The sequence below is a fragment of the Bradyrhizobium sp. I71 genome, assembly GCF_022354745.1.
Lineage (GTDB): Bacteria > Pseudomonadota > Alphaproteobacteria > Rhizobiales > Xanthobacteraceae > Bradyrhizobium > Bradyrhizobium liaoningense.
In genome coordinates, this window is record NZ_CP059398.1 from 4,599,650 (window position 1) to 4,623,186 (window position 23,537).

At 65.6% G+C, this 23,537-nt stretch carries 18 protein-coding genes; 6 read left to right on the top strand and 12 right to left on the bottom strand.

What is annotated here, in order from left to right; genetic code table 11:
• Positions 1-12: 12 nt before the first annotated feature.
• Positions 13-534, bottom strand: a complete 522-nt coding sequence (locus FJV43_RS22185; protein WP_239620988.1) for a hypothetical protein — start codon at positions 532-534, stop codon at positions 13-15.
• Between FJV43_RS22185 and FJV43_RS22190 the strand changes: the two genes are divergently transcribed.
• Complete coding sequence (locus FJV43_RS22190) at positions 491-4,606, top strand: GAF domain-containing protein (protein WP_239620990.1); 4,116 nt, start codon at positions 491-493, stop codon at positions 4,604-4,606. The two genes, FJV43_RS22185 and FJV43_RS22190, sit on opposite strands and share 44 nt — an antisense overlap.
• Here FJV43_RS22190 and FJV43_RS22195 read toward each other — a convergent pair.
• The 5 genes from FJV43_RS22195 to FJV43_RS22215 all read right to left on the bottom strand — a co-directional run bounded on the left by FJV43_RS22195 (position 4,580) and on the right by FJV43_RS22215 (position 10,424).
• A complete protein-coding gene (locus FJV43_RS22195) occupies positions 4,580-4,921 on the bottom strand; it encodes a hypothetical protein (protein ID WP_239620992.1) in 342 nt (113 codons plus the stop codon). The genes FJV43_RS22190 and FJV43_RS22195 overlap by 27 nt on opposite strands.
• 224 nt (positions 4,922-5,145) lie before the next feature.
• Entirely contained in the window at positions 5,146-6,138 is a 993-nt protein-coding gene (gene galE / locus FJV43_RS22200) for a UDP-glucose 4-epimerase GalE (protein WP_239620993.1), read from the bottom strand.
• A gap of 19 nt (positions 6,139-6,157) precedes the next feature.
• Complete coding sequence (locus FJV43_RS22205; protein ID WP_239620995.1) at positions 6,158-6,961, bottom strand: WecB/TagA/CpsF family glycosyltransferase; 804 nt, start codon at positions 6,959-6,961, stop codon at positions 6,158-6,160.
• Entirely contained in the window at positions 6,954-9,332 is a 2,379-nt protein-coding gene (locus tag FJV43_RS22210) for an exopolysaccharide transport family protein (protein ID WP_239620996.1), read from the bottom strand. Before FJV43_RS22210 ends, FJV43_RS22205 begins: the two co-directional genes overlap by 8 nt.
• Before the next feature lie 291 nt (positions 9,333-9,623).
• On the bottom strand, positions 9,624-10,424 hold the full coding sequence (locus FJV43_RS22215; protein ID WP_239620998.1) for a methyltransferase: 801 nt from the start codon (positions 10,422-10,424) through the stop codon (positions 9,624-9,626).
• A gap of 408 nt (positions 10,425-10,832) precedes the next feature.
• On the opposite strand from FJV43_RS22215, the gene FJV43_RS22220 reads away from it, so the two are divergent.
• The gene (locus FJV43_RS22220) at positions 10,833-11,861 is read left to right on the top strand and encodes a glycosyltransferase family 2 protein (RefSeq protein ID WP_239620999.1); all 1,029 of its coding nucleotides are present in this window, start codon (positions 10,833-10,835) and stop codon (positions 11,859-11,861) included.
• Between the two features lie 15 nt (positions 11,862-11,876).
• Here FJV43_RS22220 and FJV43_RS22225 read toward each other — a convergent pair whose 3' ends face one another.
• Entirely contained in the window at positions 11,877-12,860 is a 984-nt protein-coding gene (locus FJV43_RS22225; RefSeq protein WP_239621001.1) for a glycosyltransferase, read from the bottom strand.
• 318 nt (positions 12,861-13,178) lie between these two features.
• Between FJV43_RS22225 and FJV43_RS22230 the strand changes: the two genes are divergently transcribed.
• The gene (locus FJV43_RS22230; protein ID WP_239621002.1) at positions 13,179-14,531 is read left to right on the top strand and encodes an O-antigen ligase; all 1,353 of its coding nucleotides are present in this window, start codon (positions 13,179-13,181) and stop codon (positions 14,529-14,531) included.
• A 119-nt stretch (positions 14,532-14,650) separates the two neighbouring features.
• On the top strand, positions 14,651-15,796 hold the full coding sequence (locus tag FJV43_RS22235) for a GNAT family N-acetyltransferase (protein WP_239621004.1): 1,146 nt from the start codon (positions 14,651-14,653) through the stop codon (positions 15,794-15,796).
• Positions 15,797-16,191: 395 nt separating this feature from the next.
• Here the strand turns inward: FJV43_RS22235 and wrbA are convergent, their stop codons facing one another.
• From wrbA to FJV43_RS22250, 3 genes are all read right to left on the bottom strand, one after another.
• Complete coding sequence (wrbA, locus tag FJV43_RS22240; RefSeq protein ID WP_239621005.1) at positions 16,192-16,791, bottom strand: NAD(P)H:quinone oxidoreductase; 600 nt, start codon at positions 16,789-16,791, stop codon at positions 16,192-16,194.
• Positions 16,792-16,941: 150 nt separating this feature from the next.
• Positions 16,942-17,640, bottom strand: coding sequence for a pirin family protein (locus FJV43_RS22245; RefSeq protein ID WP_239621007.1), 699 nt, complete (start codon positions 17,638-17,640; stop codon positions 16,942-16,944).
• A gap of 38 nt (positions 17,641-17,678) precedes the next feature.
• Positions 17,679-18,431 carry a 3-oxoacyl-ACP reductase family protein gene (locus FJV43_RS22250; protein WP_239621009.1) on the bottom strand — a complete coding sequence of 251 codons (753 nt, stop codon included), beginning with the start codon at positions 18,429-18,431 and terminating at the stop codon, positions 17,679-17,681.
• A gap of 116 nt (positions 18,432-18,547) precedes the next feature.
• Between FJV43_RS22250 and FJV43_RS22255 the strand changes: the two genes are divergently transcribed.
• The gene (locus FJV43_RS22255) at positions 18,548-19,483 is read left to right on the top strand and encodes a LysR family transcriptional regulator (RefSeq protein ID WP_028180459.1); all 936 of its coding nucleotides are present in this window, start codon (positions 18,548-18,550) and stop codon (positions 19,481-19,483) included.
• 116 nt (positions 19,484-19,599) lie between these two features.
• On the opposite strand, the gene FJV43_RS22260 is transcribed toward FJV43_RS22255, so the two are convergent.
• Together FJV43_RS22260 and FJV43_RS22265 are read right to left on the bottom strand one after the other, a co-directional pair.
• Entirely contained in the window at positions 19,600-19,857 is a 258-nt protein-coding gene (locus tag FJV43_RS22260) for a hypothetical protein (RefSeq protein ID WP_028180458.1), read from the bottom strand.
• A 237-nt stretch (positions 19,858-20,094) separates the two neighbouring features.
• On the bottom strand, positions 20,095-22,674 hold the full coding sequence (locus FJV43_RS22265; protein ID WP_239621011.1) for an autotransporter outer membrane beta-barrel domain-containing protein: 2,580 nt from the start codon (positions 22,672-22,674) through the stop codon (positions 20,095-20,097).
• Between the two features lie 512 nt (positions 22,675-23,186).
• Between FJV43_RS22265 and FJV43_RS22270 the strand changes: the two genes are divergently transcribed.
• On the top strand, positions 23,187-23,537 hold the full coding sequence (locus FJV43_RS22270) for a hypothetical protein (RefSeq protein WP_239621013.1): 351 nt from the start codon (positions 23,187-23,189) through the stop codon (positions 23,535-23,537).

Here is a 23,537-nt window from a genome sequence, read left to right on the forward strand (position 1 = left end):
CTCCTGATGCCGTCAGGCCAGATCGAGCACGGTGTCGAGCCTGTACTCACGCGCCGAAGCGCGCGATTTTTTCCATGCGGCATCCTCGATCTCGATGCCGTCGCGACGGCATCGGCCTCTGCCTCGGATGCTCCGGCGGCGCGGAGCAGGGCGGCGCTGATGCGTGCGAGGCGATCGGCCCTGACGATCGGCATGGCGTTCCCTCGGCTTGGTGCCCGTAACGGGCTGCTTGTTGGGTGCCATCGTCTCAAAGCGCAGGAGCGATATCAATCTCCCGTAAACCATCGCAGGGCTGCAAATTCGTAGAGAGAACGCGCCTTTGCCCGATGATTCGGCCCGCGCGGCGGCGTTTCCCGCAGTTTTGCGTTGCTCGTTCGCTGCTCGTTCACTTTGATCGACGGTTTGCAGTGCGCAATAACGACCACTTAGGCGATCGCCGCTGATAAAGTCACCGGGATAAAGAGGCAGAGATGCCCCGGGAGCTGAGATCGTGCCGACGACACTCGCGCGCACCTTTGCGGCGTTGAGCGCCATCAATGAAGCGATCCTTTACGCGAGATCGCCGGACGAGCTGTACCAGAAGGTCTGCAACGCCGGATTTTCGAGCGGGGATTTTCTGGCCGTTGCCGTGTTCCTGGTGGAGCCGGACGGCCGGCGGCTGCGCTATGCGGCCGGCTGTGGCGATGACATTCCGCGGCTCCGCTCGATTGTGATCACGACGGAAGCCGGCACGCCTGAAGGATCCGGCGTCGGCGGCGAGGCGTTTCGCGATCAGAAGCTGTGCATCAGCAACGACTATCTGAACGATCCGCGCTCGCTGGCGTGGCGCGAGGGCGCCGCCAAGGCTCACATCGGCGCGGCCGCAGCGCTGCCGCTGCTCTGCAACGGCAAGAGCGTCGGCGTATTGTACGTGACGCGCAGCGAAGCCAATTCGCTGAGCGAGCAGATGGTGTCGCTGTTCGAGCGCATGTCGGCGAACATTTCCTATGCGCTGGACAATTTCGCGCGCGAGACCGCGCGGCAGGCAAGTGAGCGGGCGACGCGGCGGCTCAACCGCATGTTCGGGGCCATCAGCGCCACCAACGAAGCCATCCTGCGCGCCAAGACCGAGCAGGAGCTGTACCAGCTCGTGTGCGATGCCTCGGTCCACAGCGGCAAGTCGCTGGCGACCATCGTCCTGCTTCGCGAACCGGATTCGCACTGGATGATTCCGGTCGCGGCAACCGGACAGAACCTCGAACTGGTCACCCAGGCGCGCTATTCGATCGATCCGGAAAATCCCTATGGCAAGGGCATCTCCGGTGAGGTGTTCCGGACGCAGAAAGCCATCGTCGAGGACGATCTCGCGAGCCGCACCAGGGGCTCGCCGTGGGAGCAGGCCAACGTCAACACCGGTGTTGCCGCCTGCGTCGTCGCGCCGCTGATCAGATACGGCGAGAGCGTCGGCGTGCTGCTGTTCTTCATCAGCCGCTCCTGGGCCAAGGACGAGGAGATCGTCGCGCTGCTGCTGCGCATGGCGGAGAACGTCTCGTTCGCAATCGAGAATTTCGGCCGCGAGGCCGAGAAAGCCAGAATCGCCGGGGAAGAAGAGTGCCTGGCGCGAATGTATGCGGCGCTCAGCGCCACCAACGAGGCGATCCTGCGTGCGCGGTCGCGGTCCGAGCTGTTCGACCTCGTCTGCGAGGCGACCGCGAAGGGAGCCAAGTTCACCTCGGCCACCATCGCGCTGGTCGATCGTCGGGCTGAGCTGCTGCGCGTCGTCGCCTGCTACGGACCGAATGCGGATCAGGTTCGCAACTTCACGTTCTCCACCTCCGACCGGGTGCCCGAAGGGCGCGGGCTGACGGGCACGGCGTTCCGCACCCGGCAGCCAGCCGTCAGCAACGAGGTGCTCGCCGATGATCGCATCGCGCCCTGGCAGGCCAGCGCCCGCCGCAACGGCATCGCATCCTCCGCGGCGTTGCCGCTGTTCAACGGCGACCGGTTGGAAGGCGTCTTTCTGTTCAACTCTCCGGAGCGTGGCACCTTCACGCCGGAGCTCGTCGAGCTGCTGCGCAAACTTCAGGCCAATGTCGCCTTCGCCCTCGAAAGTTTCGACCGTGCCGACGAGAAGGCGCGAGCGGACAAGCAGCGCAATCGTCTGAGCGGCATGTTCGAGGCGCTGAGCGCGACCAACGAAGCCATCATTCGCGCCAAGACGCGCGAGGAGCTGTTCGAGGCGGCCTGCCAGGCGGCTGTGCTCGGCGATCTCTTTGCCTCGGCGACTATCGGCATCATCGATGAAGAGCGCGAGCTCGTTCAAGTCGTTGCGGTCAAGGGGCGCCTGAAGGAGCGCATGGCTGGACGTACCTGCAACATTTCCGCCGGCCATCCCGAGGGTCAGGGCATCATCGGCACCTCACTCCGAACCCGCCGGCCCAGTATCATGAACGACTATCTGAACGAGCCGCGGTCGGCATACTGGCGCACAAAGGCTATCGAGGATGGAACGCGTGCTGCGGCGAGCTTCCCGCTTCTGAGGGCGGGCGACAAGCCGGTCGGCATTCTGCTCTTCCTCGCGCTGGAAGAGGATACGTTCACCCCCGATCTGGTCGAGCTGCTCGAGCGCCTGGCGGAGAACGTCTCCTTTGCCCTCGACAATTTCGATCGCGCCGAGGAGAAGGTCCGCACCGAGGCGCAGAAGGAGCGTCTGACGCGCATGCTCGCGGCTCTGAGCGCAACCAACGAGGCGATCATGCGGGCAAAGTCGCGTGCCGAGCTGTTCGAACTCGTCTGCCTTGCGGCATCGAACGGTGCCAAGTTCACCTCGACCACGATTGCGCTGGCCAGGGCCGGCACGGACCAGCTCGAGATCGTAGCCGCCGCCGGCCCGTCCGCCGACACCACGCGCAACGTCCATCTCTCCATCGATCCCGAGCGGCCCGAAGGGCGCGGCATGAGCGGCACGGCGTTCCGGACGCGGCAGCCCTGCATCAGCAACGACTATCTCAACGACGATCGCGTCCGTGTCTTCCACGCCATCGTGCGCGGGGACGGCGCGAAGTCGGGCGCGGCGTTTCCGCTCATCGCGCACGATCAGGCCGTCGGTGTCATGATCTACATGTCGACCGAACCGGCCAGCTTCACGCCCGAATTCGTCGAGCTGTTGCAGCGCCTCGCCGACAACGTCTCCTTCGCCATGGAGAATTTCGATCGCGCCGACGAGAAGAAACAGGCAGACGAGCGGATCGAGTATCTCGCCTCGCATGACAGCCTGACGGACCTGCCGAACCGCGAGACCTTCAACGAGCTGCTGCACGCGGCCATCGACACCGCGCAGCGCCGCGATCACCGCTTTGCGGTGCTGTTCATCGATCTCGACCGATTCAAGGTCATCAACGATTCGCTGGGTCACGAGGCCGGCGACCTGCTCCTGCTCGAAGTCGCGAACCGGTTGCGCGGCGCGCTGCGGGCCAGCGACGTGGTGGCGCGACTCGGCGGCGACGAGTTCGTGGTGATCCTCGATCAGTGCGGCGAGATCGACGACGTCCAGCGCATCGCGACGGGGCTGCTCGCGGCGCTCGCCGAGCCGATGGAGTTGGCTGGCCACGAGTGCCACACGACGGCCTCCATCGGCATCGCGATGTATCCGGCCAACGGCTCCGACGCGCAGACGCTGACAAAGAACGCCGACATGGCGATGTACCTCGCCAAGGAAGACGGCAAGAACGGCTACCGCTTCTTCTCCAACGAAGTGAAGACGCAGTCGATCGAACGGCTGTCGCTCGAGAGCGCACTACGCCGCGCGCTGGAGCGCGAGCAGTTCTCGCTGAACTACCAGCCCAAGGTGGACATGGGGACCGGCCAGATCACGGGGGTCGAAGCGCTGCTGCGCTGGGCTCATCCCGATCTCGGCAGTGTCTCGCCGGCGCAATTCATTCCGCTTGCGGAGGAAACCGGGCTGATCGTGCCGATCGGCCGCTGGGTGCTGAATGAGGCCTGCGCGCAAGCCATGGCCTGGCAGCGTCGCGGCCTGTTGCCGCTGTCGATGGCGGTCAACCTGTCGCCACGCCAGTTTGTCGACGAGCATCTGTTGCAGGACGTCGACGAAGCGCTGGCCGCCAGCGGCATGTCGCCTGTGCTGCTCCAGTTGGAGGTCACCGAGAGCATGATGATGCGCAATGTCGGTCGTGCGCTCAAAGTCCTCGACTCCATCCAGAGCCGCGGCATCCGCCTCGCCATCGACGATTTCGGCACCGGCTATTCGTCGATGTCGCTGATGAAGCACTTTCCGATCGACACCATCAAGATCGACCGCTCCTTCGTGCGCGACCTGCCGCACGATTCGGAGGACCAGGCGATCGCACAGGCGATCATCAGCATGGGCAAGGCACTCGGCATGACCGTCGTCGCCGAAGGCGTCGAGAATGCCGAGCAGGAGGCGTTCCTGCGGACCCATGGCTGCGACGAGATGCAGGGCTTCCTCATCTCCAAGCCGCTGCCGGCGCGGCAGATCGCGGAGTTGCTGCGGCCGATGGTGCTGCCCGTCGCGCCGCCGCTCCAGCCGGAGCGGGATTCCGTCGCCGAGGAGGCCGCGGCGCTACGGTTGAAAGGCGCTGTCGTCTGACGGCTGCGGGTGCAGCTCACGGGACTCGTCAGCCTCGCGTTCCGCCTTGCGCGGAAAATCGTCCGGCCATGGCAGTGAGGTCTGATCCTCGAACAGGGCGAGAAGCAGGCACGCTCCGTCGGCAAAGGTCGATCCGTCGCCGAGGCCGAGCGTGCGCGACCACGCACCTGGCATCGGCTGGTGCGCGTCGCGCACCGCGATCGCGGGTCCCCACCACCAGGCCGGCGCCGGCGACCGTTCGTCCTCGGGCACGGCGAGCCAGCGGGCGAATTCGTTCACCACGCGCTCGAATTGCAGGCTTGCGGCCTGATGCATTCGCTCCGTGCTCCTTGTCGCGCCTGAAAGCAGGCCGATGCGCGCACGCGGTCGTGGTCTTGAAGCTTTGAAGAACGGCGCGTCGCGCAGCCACGTATGCCGCTCCATCGGCGGCCATACCACAAGCACCCGGCGGCCGGAAAAGCGGCCGGCGCGGATTTTCATAGTCTCTTCATTCCCTTTAGCGGCTTAAGGTGCCCGCCGGCAAGCTGCAATACGGTCGCCTAGCGCGACCTGAACGGGTGCGCCCTCTGGTGCCAGGCCCAGGCCGTGCGGATGACCGTGGGCAGATCGGAGTGGCGCGGCACGAAGTTCAGCACCTTCCTCGCGGCAGAAGGATCCGCGACCAGATAAGTGGGGTCGCCGGCGCGGCGCGGCTTGACGCTGTGCGGCACCTCGCGCCCGGCCTCCTGCCTGATCGCGTCGAGGATCTCGCGTACGGAGAAGCCGGAACCGGTGCCGAGATTGAAGCTGCCGCCGGCATGCCCTTGTTCCAGAAGCTTCAGTGCCGCGACGTGCGCGGCCGCAAGGTCCGTGACGTGGATGTAGTCGCGAATGGCGGTGCCGTCCGGCGTGTCGTAATCGTCGCCGAACAGCGCGAAGTCGACATGGCCCTGCAGGGCCATCATCGCACGAGGAATGAGATGGGTTTCGTTGTCGCGCAGCTCGCCGATCCCGCCGGCCGGATCGGCGCCGCTGGCATTGAAATAGCGCAGGCAGAACGCACCGAAGCCATAGGCGGTGCGGTAGTCGGCGAGCATGCGCTCGATCATCAGCTTCGATGCGCCGTACGGATTGATCGGCGCGCAGGGGAAGTCTTCCGGCAGCGCCTTGGAATCGGCGTTGCCGTAGACGGCGCCGGTCGAGGAGAACACGATGCGATGGCAGCCCGCGTTGCGCATGGCCTGCAACAGCGACAACGTGCCCTGGACGTTGTTGATGTAGTATTTCTGCGGGTCGGTCATGGACTCCCCGACGAGGCTCGCCGCCGCGAAATGCATCACCGCCGTGACCTTGTGGTCGGCGAAGGCGCGCGCCAGCGCCGCGCCATCGAGCAGATCGCCCGTCACCAGCGGGCCGGAGACGAAGCTGCGATGACCTGTCGAGAGATTGTCATAAACGACGGGCTGATAGCCGGCGGCGGTCAATGCGCGGCACGCATGCGAGCCAATATAGCCCGCACCCCCGGTGACGAGGACGGTCGGTCGGTCGGTCATGTCGTCTTCTGCTCTTCTTCTAGCGGATGGGGCGGTTGCGGCTGAGGAGAAGATAGAGCGCGCGGGGGTTGGTGGTCAAATAGCGCCACAGCAGACGGCGTGGCTCGAGCAAGGTGCGCCAGGCCCATTCGAGTCCGAACTTCTGCATCCATTGCGGCGCGCGGGCACGGCTGCCTGACAGGAAATTGAACAGTCCGCCGGAGGTCTTGATGACGCCAACATTGGTGAGATGCGGCGTGAAATCTCTCACGAATGCCTGCTCATTGGGCACGCCGAGGGCGACCCACAAATAGTCCGGTGCAAGGGCATTGATCTCCTCGACCTTGGCACGCAGCGCCTCGCCTCGCAGATAGCCGTGGCTGCGTCCGACGATTTTGAGCCTGGGATACAGCTTCTGGACGTTCTCGACCGCGGCGGCGTTCTCGGCCTCGCTTGCGCCGAACATGTAGAACGTGCGGCCGAGCACTTCAGCCTTCCGCGCGACGATATGGAACAGGTCCGTGGTCGCAACGCGCTCCGGCAGCGGGAACCAGGATTGCAGCTTCGAGGCTGCGACCAGAGGCTGGCCGTCGGCATTGATCAGGTCGGCGGCGCGGAACAGCCGCTCGGTCTGCGGCTCGGTCGAGCAGCGGGCCAGCACCTCGCCATTGGCCGAGGTCAAGTACAGCGGGCGGCCGATGCGACTGTCAGGATCGGTCGCCTCGATCATGAAATCGGCGGTGGCTTCCAGGTCGAGCGCGGCCATACGAAGCCCGCCCACGGTGATTCTCGGCACCTCGGCAGTCGCTGCCCGTCCGTCGAGGTTGACGCGGCGCTCAAGCATATTGTCTGCCTCGATGGCGCGTATGGATTGCAGGGGTGAGTTCGTCGAGCACGACGCCGACGAGCTTGCGCTCGGAGGGGCCGAGCGCGGCCAGGATCTCTTCCAGGCTGTCGTTGACGTCGAGGCTGGTCGGCAGCACGGCCACCAGCGAGTCGGTGTCGTCGAGCAGCTTGCGGCCGCCGGCCGAGAGCGGCATCGCCGGGCCGTCGAGGATCACGAGATCATAGCCGCCGGCGGAACGGGCCTGCGCAATCGCCTTGCGGATCGCGGCGGAAGCCTTGTCGGCATCGCCCTCCGCGGCGGGCAGCACCGAGATGCCGTTGACCGTCTTGATCTCGCGTGCGTCCTTGCTGCCGATCGAGAGCCATCCGAGCCTGCTCGGTTCGCTTCTGCTGGGGCGGCTGACCTTGTTCGAGAGCGAGCGTGCCTGATGGTCGGCATCGATCATCAGCACGCGGGCGCCGTCGCGGGCGGCGGCCAGCGCGAAATTCAGCGTGGTCACGCTACGTCCGGTGGTCTCGCCGGCACCGACAAGCGCGATGACCGGCATCGCCTTGCCGCCGGCGCGCCGGACGACCGCCGCGCGCATGTCACGCCAAGCGTTGAGCAGTGTCGTCAGGGGAAAGCCGGGGCGGAGCGTTGGCCAACCCAGCCGCGTGAGGTCGACGCCGCCGCCCGTAGCGAGGATGGCGCCGAGCGTGTGGATGACGTCGGCCTCCTGGAAGCGTGCGATCAGCGGCTTCTCGATTACGGGCTTTTCGACCATCGAAGGCTGGAGCGGGGGCGCGGCAAGTTCCGGCAGAATCTGTTCAACTTCCGGAATTCGCGAGGCCGGTTGGGGCAGCGAAGCCTCCGGCGGGGGGGCGCGCTGCGGAGCTCTCATTGCATCTGCATCCGGCGCCGGCGCGCGCTGTGAACGGGCAGGCGCCGGCGCTGGTGCGATCGCGCCGGTGAATAGCAACTCGACCGCGACGAACCAGCTCGAGGCCGCGATCGCGCCGAAGATGAAGCCGATCATGGCGAACAAGCTCATCGCTGGCGGGAACGAGCGCCGCTGCGGCACCGTCGCCTCGCCGATGACGCGGGCCGCCGACGTGTTCAGGCTCTCCTGCTCCTCGGTCTCGCGGGAGCGCTTGAGAAAGGACTGATAGACGTCGCGGCTGGCATCGGCTTCGCGCTCGAGCTCGCGCAGGCGCACGGCGGCCTGGCTGAGCTGGACACTCTGCCGCTTCTGGGCTTCCAGCGCCCGGTTGAGCGAGGCTTCGAAATCGCGGGCACGCGTCAAATCGTTCTTGGCGGACTGGGCGAAGCGGTCGATCTCTTCGTTGATGGTACGCTTGAGGTCCTCGACCTGCTTCTCGGTCTGGCGCAGCGCCGGATGGCGCGGCCCGAGCTCGCCGGCCTGCTCCGCATATTTCTTGCGGGCGTCGGCATATTGCGCGCGCAGATTCGCGATCGTCGGCGATTGCAGCGCCTCGGGGATCGCACCTGCATCCGTGGCCGTGCGCCGGCTCGCCTCGATCTGGTCGAGCCGTGCCTGCGCATCCATCGTCGCCGCACGGGCCGCGGAAAGCCGCTGGTTGCTGGCGGAGAGTTGCTGGTCGCTGATCAGCGCATCCTGGGTGCCGACGAAATTGTTCTGGGCCTTGTAGGTGGCAAGCGCAGTCTCGGCGTTGCGCAGCCGGTCGCGCAGCTCCTTCAGGCGGCTGGAGAGATCGTTGGTCGCGCGTCGTGCGGCCGACGCCTGCGAGTTGCGGGATTCGGCGAGGTAGGCATTGGTCAGCGTGTTGGCCAGCATCGCCGCTTTCACGGGATCCGTCGACCAGACCTCGATGTCGACGATGAAGCTCTTCTCGGTCTTGCGGACGGTGATGTGCTTGTTCAATGCGTCGAGCGCAGCAAGCTGAACTTCATTCTTCTCCGCGGCGGACGGCGCGCGGGGTTGCAGGCCGATCAGGCCGTGCAGCGACGACATCAGGCTCCTGCCGTCGCCGCCTCCGAATTCCGGATCCTTGTCGAGACCTGCCTGCTGAATCACCTGGAGCAGTACGCTGTTCGAGGTGATCAGGCGCGCCTGGCTCTCCACCACCATGGACATGCCGGAGATGTCCTGGGCGCGGGGCGTGAGTTCGCGGTCAACGAGTTGGAGCTCGCGCGGGTCGACATAGAGCTGAGCGGTGGCGGTGTAGCGGGGCGTCACGCTCTTGCCGGCGACGACTGCGAGCGTCGCGCCGAGCAGGGCGGCCGCGGCGATCGCGACCTTTCGCCGCCAGAGCAAATTGACGAGCTCGAGCACGTTGAAGCCGGCCTGAGGCTTCCGTTGCGGGGCCTCCGGTCCGGCTCGATCGATCGGCTGGCTATAGTCAAGCATGATCCCCAGCTTTCATTCCAACTGCCGCGGGCTGAGGGGTTACTCTTCGCTTTACGCCACGCACCCGGCATATGGGTGCCCAATCAACGCAACAGGGAAAATTAACCATACTCGCTGAGGGACTATTCACGGAAATGGCAAACAAAGCGTTTAAGCGCATGCCACCCCTACGCGCGCCCTCGCGACGCTCGCGATACCGGGATCTCCCAGGGATTAACGATTCGTTACCGCGCGCAGGGTGGCCGCGAGCCGCCGCTCGTCCAGCGATGGGCCGGGCACGAATCATGGCCGTCAGCGCTTCCGCAGGATGACATGATAGTCGCCGCGACGGACGTCGGTGCCGCGCGGCAGCACGGCGTTCAGCACCGCGGCGCCGGCGTCGACCAGGGCCGCAAACAACGGCTTGCGCCGGCGCATCTCGGGGTAGCGCGGGCTTTCCACCTCGCGACGATAGATCATCTCGAGGCCGTTGGCGGTCGCGAAAGCCTCGAGCCGGGGCAGCGTCACCAGCGGATGGAAGAACGTCGGGAACGGCGGCTCGCCGGGCAGGCCGGCGTCCTTGATGCCGCGGATGTGCCGGTAGAACCAGACGTGAAACCAGTGCGGCGAATACTTGGTGACGACTCCGGAGAGCGAGCGCGGATTGGGCGCGCCGATCAGGATCATCCCGCCGCGCTTGAGCGCGTCACGGAAATTCAGGAGCGCCGCGTCGACGTTCGGCAGATGCTCGATGACGTTGTAGCAGATCACGAGGTCGAAGGTCTCGCGCCCGAAGCGGTAGGTCTGGACGTCGCCGAGGATCGCCTCGTCGGCGTAGGTGTTGTTGCGGACCTGGTCCTCGTCGATGTCGACGACGGTGACCTTGCTGCGGCTCAGCAACTCCGGAGGCAGGACGCTGCACGAGCCGCCGCCGGCCTCATAGATGGCGAGCCGGTCCTGCGGCAGCTCGCGGCACAGCACGTCGTGGACGGCGAGCAGGCTGTCGCGGGCCTCGCCGGGGACGAGATCATGGAGCGCCTGGGTGGGCGTCATGGCCGCGGAGACATTGATTGCCGTGGCTGTCGCGAAGTCGATCGTGGCTGGCTTGTTCATGATTTTCTGACCGCGCTTGTTCTATTCAAATTTACAGGAAAAGACTCGCTCGCCCGAAGAGCAAATCCGATGCCGCGCCGTCTCACTGATCGCAGTGCTTACGGTCGGGTTAATGCGTATAGGCGTTAACTACGGCATTGTTCATGTCGAGACGTCGACGGCGCACTGGACCGCGAATTGCACTAACACGCGTGCGAGGTTTTGCGGCAGAAACACGCGAAGGCGGTTAAGTGCATGGTGTCGTGCCAGGATGACTGGACATCACCGGGATGGCGTGGCGGATGCGCTGCGCGCCGATCGGTCATTTTGGCACGCATCTGTCCCGCTGCGACGTGCCATCGCGGCACGAGGCCGATCCGCGCGATCGAAGCAGGGCTTTCTCAACATATCTCGGCCATCTAGGACGTCATGACATTGATCCCGACAGACCTGTCCGCCACGCGCATCTCGGACGTCGTGCGCGATCCCAACCGGGAGATCGTGGCGAGCTCCCGTGTCATCGATCTGTCGGTCGGCATTGTCGTCTGCATTCCCTGCTTCCGGCGCCCGCAGCATCTGCGGCTGACCCTGGACTCGCTGGCGAGCCAGCGTACTCCCCGCTCCTTTGCCGTCGTCATGGTCGAGAACGACGCTGCGCGGCGCGAAAGCGCGCCGGTCGCCGCCGAGTATCTCGCCGGTGGCCGGCTCCAGGGCGTCTGCCTCGTCGAGAAGCGGCAGGGGAACTGCCAGGCGATCAACGCCGCATTCGAGACGGCGCAGGGGCTGTTTCCCGCCGCAACCCGTTTCCTGATGATCGACGACGACGAGATCGCTTCGCCGGACTGGCTCGAACTGATGGTCCGCACTGCGGAGGCGACCGGTGCCGACGTGGTCGGTGGGCCGGTGCTGCCGGTCTTCGACGACGACAGCAAGCCCTGGCTTTCGCGTCATCCCGCCTTCTGTCCCGCCTACGATTACAGCGGAGCGGTGCCGCTGATCTATGGGTGCGGCAATTGTCTGATCACGCGTGCCACCTTCGAACGGTTCGATCGTCCCGCGTTCGACTTGCGCTTCAATTTTCTCGGCGGCGGCGATTGTGATTTCTTCGTGCGGTGCCGTGACGCCGGCATGCTATTCCACTGGACGGCGGAGGCCGTCATCACCGAGACGGTGCCGCACAACCGCACCAGCCTCGGCTGGATCGCAAAGCGCGGCCTGCGCATCGGTGCGATCAACTATCGTGTGCAGTACAAGGCCGCCCAGACCACGGCGGCGCGTGCGCGGGTCTTCGCGCAGATGCTTGGGCGGGTGCCGCTGTCGCTGCTCCGCGCCGCAGCCTTGCTGAGCTCGTCGAAGGCGGTCGTCGCGATGCATCCCGTGATGGTTGCGCTTGGCGCGGCACTGGCGGCCTTCGGGCTCGAGCCGAGGCCCTACGAGGCCTCGAAGATCGTGTCCTGATGCCGCGGCGGCGGACTAGATGCCGAAACGGGCGAGGGCGACCCTGATCGCGGCGCGTGGCAGCGATCTGAGCGACAGCCGGCCGATCATTGCGAGATAGGCGATGGCTTCGCGATATCTGCCGAAGCGAACCGCTTGCATCGCCGAATAGGTGACGAGATGAATCTCGGCAGCCTGGCGCAGTCCGCTCGCCGTGCCCTCGGGGAGTCGCGCCAGGATCAGCCCGTCGTCGAAGACCCGCGCGACCGCAGGCAGGAAATCCTGCGGGGTTCGCACCGCCGCGTTCATCGTGTTGGACGTATGCAGGCGATAGTCGAGCAGAAGCTTCGGCGCGAATGCGAACTCGCCGATCGCTGCAAGGCGGCACCAGCAATGCCAGTCCTCGCAATATCTGAGCGAGACGTCGAAGCCGCCGACGGCGCGGAAAGCGTCCGCACGTGTGAGCACAATGCCACCGTTGACGATGAAGTTCCCGGCCGTGAGCTGCACCAGCACGTCGCCGGACGGCTTGCGGCGTCCCTTCAACAGGTCGCGCCGGCCGATCTGCCGTCCTTCGCCATCGATCGTATTGTAGTCGCCGTAGACGAGAATCGCGCGCGGAGCACCGCGCGCCGCCGACAGCAGCGCCGCGACCGCACCGGGCCGCAGGCGGTCGTCGGCATCCAGGAACAGAAGCCACTCGCCGCTCGCATGCCGGGCGCCGAGGTTGCGTGCCGCCGACACGCCGGCAGCGTCGTTGTGCAACAGGCGCAGCCGCGGATCGCGCACGGCGCGGACGATCGCCACGGTGTCGTCGGTCGAGCCGTCGTCCACGACGATCACCTCGCCGACATCGCCTTGCATCAGCGCGCTCGCGAGGGTTTCGCCGAGATAGGCTGCCGCGTTCTTGGCGGGAATGATGACGGACACCGCGACCGAGTTCGCCGGCAGCAGGCTGCGCAGGCCTGCCGGCGCGCGCGGCGCAACCGGAAGTTCGAGAACGTCGTCGGCGGTGATCAAGCGGCGGCTCGCCTTTTAATGGACTGTTAACCAGGGCGCCTCTGCCGCGCTTGCCAACGCCAGCGTAGGCAACCTCGGCCGTTGCGGATGATATCCCCATTACGGTCGAAGCGTTGCCGCGAAGGTCTGCGCGGCGCCGGTTTCGTGTATTAGCGTTAAGCCGGTGCCATCGCGCCGGTGCCAAATCCGGAAGAGTGCGGCCGCAGCCCGGCGGCACCAGTGTCCGCCATCGTCGCGATGCTGGTTGACGGAAGGTTAACGGGGATGAGCTAGAACCTGGAGCTTCCCCGGCTCCACCACCTGACCATGGATTGCAGCTTGGATCGCAGCGCCGCTGACATCACCGACGTCGAGACCCGGTCGTTCGACCACGTCCTGCGCGATGGGCTCGCGAGGCTGAATGCCGCGCACGCGGCACGCTGCCTCGTCGCCGTCGCGGCGCTGCTGCTGGTGCTGGTCACGCTCGATCCGTTCCCGGACCTGCGCAATCCCGACCTCGTCACCGTCGTCGGCGGACGCATGGCACTGACCTACATCTCCTTCGGCCTCCTGGCTGCGGTCGCGGTTCTGCTCGCCGCCGCCACCGACGCTCCGTCGCTGAGGACCCTGGTGACGCCGTTGCACCTCTGCCTCGTCGGCTGGCTGCTGATCAACATCGCCTTCTCCGAGAACCGCGGCGTTTCGCTCCAGCGGTTCGTGCTCGCGGCCAGCGTGACCTCGCTCGCCGTCTTGCTGCCGTTGCTGCCGCCGACGCAGCGCAGCTTCAACCTTTGCCTGGGTATCGCCGCGCTCGTGCTGCTCGCGCTCTGCTATCTCGGCGTCTTCCTCGCGCCGCAATACTCGATCCACACGGCCCTCGACATCACCGAGCCGCAACTTGCTGGCGACTGGCGCGGCAGCTTTGCCCACAAGAACATCGCGTCGCCCGTGATGACCATCCTGGTCTATGTCGGCATCTACCTGTCCGCCGTGGGCTCGTTCGTGATGGGGCCGGCGGTCGCAGCGCTGGCCGGCATCTTCCTGATCTTCACCGGCGGCAAGACGTCCTCGGTGCTGTGCCTTGCGATCTACGCTCTCGCCTCGCTGGTCTATGTCACGCCGGGCCTGTGGCTGAAGCGGATCATCTGTTTCGCTCCGCTGATCCTGATGAACCTGTTGACCGTCGGCAGCGTCATGAGCCCGGCGCTCGGGGCGATGACCCGGCTGCTTCCGCTCGATCCGACCTTCACCGGCCGTTCCGCGATCTGGGAGTTCGCGCTCGCAGCCGTCGCGGAGAAGCCGATCATCGGTCACGGCTATGCGGCGTTCTGGGACGACGTGACCGCGCGGCAGACCGCGCAAGGCGCCGAATGGGCGACAACCGCGGCGCACAGCCACAACAGCTATCTCGACCTCGCGGTCACCATCGGTCTGCCGGGGCTGATGCTCGTGATCCTCGCCTTCGTGGTCGCACCGCTCGGCAACTTCCAGACGGCCCAGGCCCACAGCCGCAGCGGCGCACTGGCCAAGCTGTTCCTGACCGTGTGGTTGTTCGGCCTGTATTACGGAGCCACCGAGACCTTCCTGCTCGAACGGCAGAATCCGATCTGGTTCATGTTCGCCCTTGCCGTGGCCGGCCTGCACTTCCTGGCAAGGTTCCAATGCGTCGAGCAGATAGAGTCGAAACGCTGACAGCTTGTCGCAGCCAAGCCGCCGGTGACACCGGCTTAACGATAAGCGGCGAGGTTGCTTGTGGTCTGCAGCAAAACATAATCTATCGGGAAACATTCAGTAGTCGTATGTCCAGCGGAATGACGTTTCTCAGCGTCGAGCAACTAGACGGCCAGGTGTCCAGCACGTCGGGAATCGCAATCGATTTCGCGCGTGACTGGCGGCACGTGTCCTCACGCCTGAGCACCGGGCACCGCACCGCGTTCCAGCATGTCTACTGGCTCGACGCCTGGTACGAGGCGTTTCACGACGTCTCCCCGCTGATCGCCGTGATCTTCGATGTCGCCACTGGCAAGGACATCGCGATCGTGCCGATGATCAGCCATATCAGGCGTGGCATCCGCATCGTCGAGTTCGCAGACCTCGGGGTCTCCGACAACAATGCGCCGATCCTGGCGCTCGATGCTACGTTGGATGCAGAAGCGACGGATGCGATCAACGAGGCGCTGATCGACGCTTTGCGCGCGTTGCCCGATCGTTTCGATCTGCTCCGCCTGAGGAAGATGCCGGCGCAGGTCGGAGGCAAGCCCAATCCGCTGGTGTCGCTCGGGCGGATCGGATCCTCCTCGCTCAACGGCAATCTCGTGCTGATGGGCGATGACTATCGCGACTACCAGGCCTCGATCAAGCGCCTACAGATGCCGCGCTGCTGGCGCGTCTTCAGCCGCCATGCCGGCGCGCGCTTCGAGATCGCCGCGGACGTCGGGCGCGCGCATGAACTGCTGGACGTAACGGATGTGCAGCAGCAGGCGCGCATGCAAAAGCTCGGCTCGCCGTTCGTCCTCAACGACGAGACCCATGCGCGATTCTATCGCGAGGTCGTTCGCCAGGGCGTCGCGGAAGGTTACGCCATTGTCTCGGCGCTGGTGTGCGACGAGGGTGTCGTTGCCACCGCGCTCGGCGTCAAGCATGGCGCGACCTATCTCCTGCTGCGCATCAGTCACGCCAGCGACGCATGGTCGAGCTGTTCGCCGGGTCTGCTCGTCACCGAGCGCACCATGGCCACGCTGCATGCGCAAGGCATCCGCCGCTTCGATCTCAGTATCGGCAACCAGGATTACAAGCGGCGCTTCGGCGCCGAGAAGGTGCCGTTGACCGATGTCAGCGTGGCGCTGTCCTGGCGCGGCCTACCCTATGCCTGGCGCGACCACGCCGCGCAGGGCCTGCGCCGCTATCCGAAACTCGCCTCCCTCGCGGCGCGAGCGATGGGCAAGGGAATCCGATAAAAAGTGCTGCAGGGTGCAGCGTTCGCGCCGGCCGAGCAGGCTCTACGATCCCGTGCAACTGGCGCAGCGAAGCCGGCCGCGCGAGGCGCGGAATAGGCTGCGACAATACCAGCGACGCGCGAGTGCCTGTGCGGGCTTGCGGATCATCTGCGCGATCAACAAGAGTTCGAAGGCCATTCGTATCGTTCTTCGTCGAAGATCCCGAAGCATGATCCGGAAAGCTGAGCAGCGGCGTTCCGAACGGATCTTGCTCCAGCAATAGAGCCAAAGCGCAAAGACGATTCGTCCTGATCTCATCGCGCTCGAGCTGCAGATGGGGCGGCATTCCCGCATGAGAATGCCGCCCAGGTCGTACCAGCCATGCAAAGCCGAACCGTGCAGCTCAGTCGTGCAGCTCAGTCGTGCAGCTTCTTGGCGGTCTCCGCGATCTGGCGGCCCTGATAGCGTGCGCCGGCGAGCTCGTTGGCGCTGGGCTGGCGGCTGCCGTCGCCGCCGGTGATGGTGGTGGCACCATAGGGCGCCCCGCCCGTGACCTCGTCGAGCTTCATCTGGCCGGCGAAGCCGTAGTTCATGCCGACCACCACCATGCCGAAATGCAGCAGGTTGGTGATGATCGAGAATAGCGTGGTCTCCTGGCCGCCGTGCTGGGTCGCGGTGGAGGTGAAGGCGCCGCCGACCTTGCCGTGCAGCGCGCCCTTGGCCCAGAGCCCGCCGGCCTGGTCGAGGAAGTTCGCCATCTGCGAGGCCATTCGGCCGAAGCGGGTGCCGGTGCCGACGATGATCGCGTCGTAATTCGCGAGATCCTCGATTCTAGCGACCGGCGCGGCCTGGTCGAGCTTGTAGTGCGAGGCCTTCGCGACCTCGGTCGGCACCAGTTCCGGCACGCGCTTGATGTCGACGGTGGCGCCGGCTTCGCGCGCGCCTTCGGCGACGGCATTGGCCATGGCTTCGATATGGCCATAGGCGGAGTAATAGAGGACGAGAACTTTGGTCATGGTGGTCTCCGTTGGGTGGGGGTGATGGGTGGGGGTGACGGCTGGTTATTGGGGACGTGATGCCCGGGGCTTGTCCCGGGCATCCACGCTCTGTTCGATGGCGGATTTGCGGAGATGGCCGGGACAGGCCCGGCCATGACGAGGAGATAGTTACGCCGCGTCGACGAGCACGAGCTCGGAGTCTTCGAGCGCCGTGATCTTCAGCTTGGCCTCGTCGCGGATCGCGGCGCCGTCGCGGGCGTTGACGCGGACGCCGTTGATCTCGACGGAACCCGCCGCGGGCACGAGGTAGAGGTGCCGCGACTGCTGCGGCTCGTACTCGGCGCTCTCGCCGGCCTTCAGCGTGGTGGCGAGCACCCGCGCATCGGCGCGGATCGGCAGTGCGTCCGCATCGTCCTCGAAGCCGCTCGCGATGGTGACGAGCTTGCCGGAGCGGTCCGCCTTCGGGAACGGTTTTGAGCCCCAGGTCGGCTGGCCGCCCCGCGCGGTCGGCTCGATCCAGATCTGGAAGATCCGCGTCCTGGTCGGCTCGAGATTGTATTCGGAGTGGCGGATGCCGCTGCCGGCGCTCATCACCTGCACGTCGCCCGCTTCAGTCCGGCCCTCGTTGCCGAGGCTGTCCTGATGGGTGATTGCACCCTCGCGCACATAGGTGATGATTTCCATGTTGGCGTGGGGATGGGCGGGAAAGCCGGTGTTCGGTGCGATCTCGTCGTCATTCCACACCCGCAAGGCGCCATGGCCCATGTTGTTCGGGTCATAGTGGCTCGCGAAGGAGAAATGATGCTTGGCCTTGAGCCAGCCATGGTCGGCGCCGCCGAGCTTTGCGAAAGGTCTGAGTTCGATCATCTGCATAATTTCCTTTACTTGAGCAGGTTGCGCCTTGATCAGGCGCCGAACCCGCCGTCGACATTGAGCACCGTGCCGGTGACGAAGGAGGCCTCCGGGCTTGCGAGGAAGAGGATTCCGGCTGCGACTTCCTCGGGACGGCCGAAGCGCTGGAGCGCGTGCTGCTTGCGCTGGGTCTCGGCGAACTCGCCGCCGTCCTTCGGATTCATGTCGGTGTCGATCGAGCCGGGCTGCACCACGTTGACGGTGATGCCGCGCGGTCCGAGGTCGCGCGCCGCGCCCTTGGTGTAACCGACCACGGCCGCCTTGGTCGCGACGTAGTCGGCAAGGCCCGGGAACGAGGCGCGGTCGGCCAGCATCGAGCCGACGGTGACGATGCGGCCGCCCTCGTCCATCAATTGCGAAGCGGCCCGGATCGCCGCGATCACGCCGTGCACGTTGATGGCATCCTGGCGGGCAAACGCGTCTGGGTCGGCTTTGGGATCGTCGATCGCGCCGCCGGCGGCAACGCCGGCGTTGTTGACGAGGATATCGAGATGGCCGAACTCCTTGGCGACATCGTTGACGAGCTGCGTCACGTCCTTCGCGGAAGCCTGGTCCGCCTTGAAGGCGCGCGCCCTGACGCCCTTCGCCTTCAATTCAGCGACGACGGCCTCGGCCTTCTCGGGCGAAGCGACGTAGCTGATGGCGACATCCGCGCCTTCATCGGCGAGAGCGCGGGCAGAGGCCGCGCCGATGCCGCGCGAGCCGCCGGTGACGAGGGCAACCTTCCCTGAAAGCTTCTTGGTCATTGGGTCTCTCCAGTCCCGAATTTCTGATGACCCTTGGATAAGCCTCCGTCTGTGGTATAGAAATAGAAACTGTTGAAACACATTGTTTCGCTAAATATCCCGATTGGATCAGCCGCATGGCAAAACTTCCCGATTTCGAGGCCCTCGCGATTTTCGCGAAAGTCGTGGAATTACGATCGTTTGCGGGGGCTGCGAGCGAGCTGGCGATGTCCAAGGCGACGGTGTCGAAGGCGGTGACCCGGCTGGAGGAGCGGCTCGGCGCGCGGCTGTTCAACCGCACCTCGCGCCGGCTCGCGCTGACCGATGCCGGGCATAAGCTGGCGGAGCGCGCGACGCGCCTGCTCGTCGATGGCGAAGCCGCAGAGAACGAGGCGCTGGCGCAATCGGTCGCGCCGCGCGGGCTGGTGCGGCTCGCCGTCCCCATGACGTTCGGCATCAAGGCCGTGGCGCCGCTGCTGCCGGAGTTCTTCGAAGCCTATCCGGAAGTCTCGGTCGATCTGCACTTGAGCGATGCGACCATCGATCTGATCGGCGAGGGCTTCGACATGGCGGTGCGGATCGCGCGGCTGCCGGACTCATCGCTGATCGCGCGGCGGCTCTTCACCATGCCGCGCTACACCGTCGCTGCGCCGTCATATCTGAAACGCCACGGCAGGCCGACGCATCCGATGCATCTCGCCCAGCACAAGTGCTTCAGCTACGCCTATCTCTCGACGCCGAACGTCTGGCACTACACCAATTCGGCCGGCGAGCAGGCCAGCGTACGCCCGGGAGGGCAGCTTCGCGTCAACAACGGCGAAGCCGTGATGCCGGCACTGATCGCCGGCCTCGGCATCGCCGAGCTGCCTGAATTCATCGTCGGCGAAGCCATTTCCTCCGGCGAGGTCGAAGTCATCCTGAAGGACTGGACGCAGGCCGAAGGCGCCGTGCACCTGGTGACGCCGCCCGGCGGCCCGCGTCCCGCGCGCGTCGAGGCGCTCGGCGATTTCCTGGCGGCAAAGCTGCCGGGCACCTGCAAGCGGCGGACGCGCGGAAAGGCGAAGGCGTCGTAGAACGAGCACTTTCAACGACCTCGTCATTGCGAGCGCAGCGAAGCAATCCAGAGTCGTTCCGTGGAGGGATTCTGGATTGCTTCGTCGCAAGAGCTCCTCGCAACGACGGTGCTGAACTACGATACCTCCACGCCGTCGATCGCGACGATGCGCAAGCTCGGCTTCAGCGTTTCTTCCAGCTGCGACTTCAATTCGTGAACGCGAGGGTCGTTCGAACGCTTCGCGCACACCGCATATTGATGGACGGATTGCGCCAGCGCGCGCCGCGCTTCCGGTGTTCGCGTCAGCTCGGGCTTTGAAAGCCGCAGGACGATCGCGGCGAGATTCACCAGCATCTCGTCCAACGCGAGGTCGATGGTTCCAACATTTCGCATCGCTCACTCCCTCGGGAGGGCAACAGCCGGTCCCCGGGAGGCGTTCCCGGGTCCCCCGTATATGGTTAGCGCTTCGTAAACATCTCGCTTCTTGCCCATCGCAGCGCCAGGCTGGAGCGAAACGAATGTTCATGACCGGACGCAATATCAGGATGCGCAGTCCCTGACGCAGTTCATCGCGGCCGGCAGCGCGCGTCTGATCGCGGCAGTTCAGAAGATCGGCAAGGTGGAGTAGTCCTAGAATCCGGTGCGCAGCACGCCTCGCACCGTGTGCCGGTCATATCCCGGCGCAAACGCGCCCTCGTAGGACGCCTTGAACGAGGTCGCAGTCGTGAGATCCCACCGGATCTCCGCGCCGGTGAGCGCGACCGTGCGCGCGCGTTCGACGCCGGTGATCGCGAAGGGAATGCCGGGGGCCCCCTCCAGGGCCGCCGTGGTGGACGCCGCGCTGCCGGTAAATTCGTGGCGGACGGCGAGGGTCGCGCCGAATTGTGCCGTCTGGCCGTTCGGCATCATCACTTGGTGATGGGTGCGCAGGCCTGCCGTGCCATAGGCAACGTCGAAGCTGCCGGCCTGCACCAGCTGGTTTACGCCCGGCGCCCCCGCTTCGGATAGACTGCCTTGCCGTGTCGAGTACCAGTCGGCCTTGGCGAACGGCTCCGCCGTGAACCCCCATCCGGTCGCAAAGGGGCGTGCGATGCCGAGCGAGGCGGCAAAGGTGTTCGCCCGTGAGGAGGCGGTCGCAGTTTCGCCGAGGAACGCGATCGAGCGAGAGGATTCGAGCGCCGCGAAGGAATAGCTGATGGCGGATGCGAGATTGAAGCCGCCCCTCTCGCCGCGCGCATAGAAGCCCACATGGCCGGCATTGGCGTCGATCCGGTCGGCACGGCCGGCCATCCGCAGCTGGCCGGTCGATGCGCCGATCGCAACGCCTGCCGCGAAGCCAGGCATGTGCCAGAGATCGGCGCCGAGCGCTGCGCCGGCAACGGTCGTGTTCGTTCCGAAGGCAATGCCGCTCGCCGCCACCTTGTCCCAATTGCCGTAGCCGCCGAACCAGACGCTCAGCGCCGGCGTGGGGCGCCGGCCAGCGAGAGCCTTGCCGATCGGATCCGCCGGCTCCGGGGCGTAGGCGGTGGCCGACATGCGCAGGGTTTCGCCGCGCGACTGCGTGCCAGCATTCCACATGAAGGTCTGGAACATGTCGGCCTGATCGGCGACGAAGCGGCGTCCATCGGCGTGAACTTGACCGGCAAGATCATCGAGGCCGGCCTTGATGCCGGACTCATTGAGTGCGGCGAGCGTGTTGATCGCCGTGGTCAGCGTCCCCGATGCGCCGCCGAGCTGTGCCTGGTCCAGCGCGCCGGCCACCACGGCCTGGTTCGGCGACAGGCCCGACAGCGTGCCGAAGCCACCAATCTGCTGAAGGATGAAATAGACGTTGTTGACGTCGTAGCTGAGCTGGCCCGAAACCAGCGGGCTGCCCGAGCTCGTGAGGCTGGCGAAACTGCCGCTGACGCCGCCCGTCGCGGTCAGGATCGTATACTGGGTGTTGGCGATGAAGCCGGCGCCGAGCGGCACGATCTGCACGGTGCCGCCATTGAGCGTGGCGGTCCCGGTTGCTGCGATCCTGTCGGACTGGCCGGCGGCATTGATCTCGACCTGGAAGGTCGATCCGGCGTTGAAGGCGACGTTGCCATTGACGTTGAGCGTGCCGATCGAATTGCCGGGTGCGACCGCGCCGCCACTGCTGACGATGAGCCCACCCACCGTGCCGGTGCCGCCGAGATAGCCGCCGTTGACGGCGACCACGGACGGCAGCGTGCCGTTCACGAGGAGGCCGCCGGCGTCCACCGTAGTCGTGCCGCTGAAGGCGGTGGTGCCGGTCAGCGTCCAGACCGAGGAGCCGGTTTTCGTCACCTGCTCGAATCCGTCATATTGGAGAGCCGCGCCGATATTGCTGAGGTCGAACGAGGCGCTGCCGCTGCCGCCGAAATTCAGCGTGTCGGTGCCGGTCCCGCCGCGTACCGTCCCGGTGATCGTCGAGCCTGGGGCGAGGGTGAGCGAATCATCGCCGCCGGACAGGTCGATCGCCCCGCTGCCGCCGCCCGAGATGGTTCCGGAATTGAGGATGGTGTCGGCGCCGGAAGAGCCCTGGATGGCGATCAAGAGGCCGCCGGAAATCGTGCCGGCATTGATGAGAGTGTTGCCGCCGGCAAGGAACTGCAAGCCGGTATGGCCACCGCCGATCGATCCGCCCTCATAGACGGTGACGACATTGGCATTCGACGTCCCGATTATTCGGAGCCCCGTCGTGTTCGCTCCGGTGCCGACCGCCGTCCCGCGGATGTTGATGAGATTGTTGTTCGAATTGTCGATGACGATCGCCGCCTCGGCGTTGCCCGTACCCTCCGCGATCCCGCCGGCCGCGATCGTCACAGTGTTGCTGTTCGATCCGTTGGAGAGCAGAACGGTTCCGCTGTAGGTCGAGACCGTCGCTTGATTGTTGACGGTTGCATGCGAAGCGCTGGTGCCGTCGAACGTGATTGCCGGAATTCCGGCCCCCGGCGTGAGCGAGGTCGTAGTCCCGTCGCCGACGTTGACCGTGACGTTGCTGCCGCCAGTGGCGTTGATGTGATCGGTGTTGCCGACGCCGGTGCAGGTCGCCACGTCGCCTGAATTGAGCGCGCCGATCGTGCCGGTGCCGGCCACGGTGCAGGCGGCGAGAGCCGGAGCAGGCATCAGGGCGATCGGCGGAGCGAGCATGAGCGGCGTCAGCACCGTCGTGACAAGCAGCCTGTTGCGCAGCATCGTGACCATGGCCTCTCGTGCACGGGCTGGTATTGCGGTCGGCATCGACAATTCCCTCATTGCAGCAATTGATTGCTAGCGGGGGCGTCGCTTCCGTTCTTGGCGATATGCGAAACGGTCTATGGTCATAGGCGCAAGGGACCGATTTGGTCCGGCTGTGTTGCGGCACTACAACGGACAGTGACGCCGGCGCTCGATGCGTTGCCGCCGCATGTGGACAAAAGCGAAAATCCGGATGGCTTGAGACGCAGCTGGATTTGAAGTCCGCGGCGCGGCTTGGCCGGCGCGATATCAGTTTCTCGATGTTCGAGCCTGCAGACGCGCGTTGATGGCAGCCTACGGCCAATCGTCCGCGCCGCGGCTTGGCTCGAACAGCGGCTGATGCGGGCGGCGTCATCGCTCCGCGATCCGCTGCGCGGAAGCGGGTTCCAAGCACCTTTTTCACGTTTTTTTGTTGAAGCAGAACCTTCCTGCGCCTCATTGATTGAGGAGCTTTTGAATGAGCCTGGAAGGATATGAACATGCGAACAGAGCGGATCGCGCTAGGTGTGGCGCTTGCAGTCGGCGTCCTGGCACAGAACGCTGCGTCCGCGCAGGAATATCGCGGCACGATGGAACAGCAGATGGCCTGCACGCCGGATGTTTGGCGGCTGTGCAGCGACCAGATTCCGGATGTGAACCGCATCGTGGCGTGCCTGCAGCAAAACACGGCGCAGCTCTCCGGCGGTTGCCGTGCCGTGTTCCTGTCCAACAATCAGGTGCAATCGCCTCAGCCGGTGCCGCGCAACCGCGTCGCGCCCCCGCCGCGCTACAACACAGCGCCGCCACCCGCTGCGGCACCAGCACCGGGGCCCTACGATGACGACGACTAG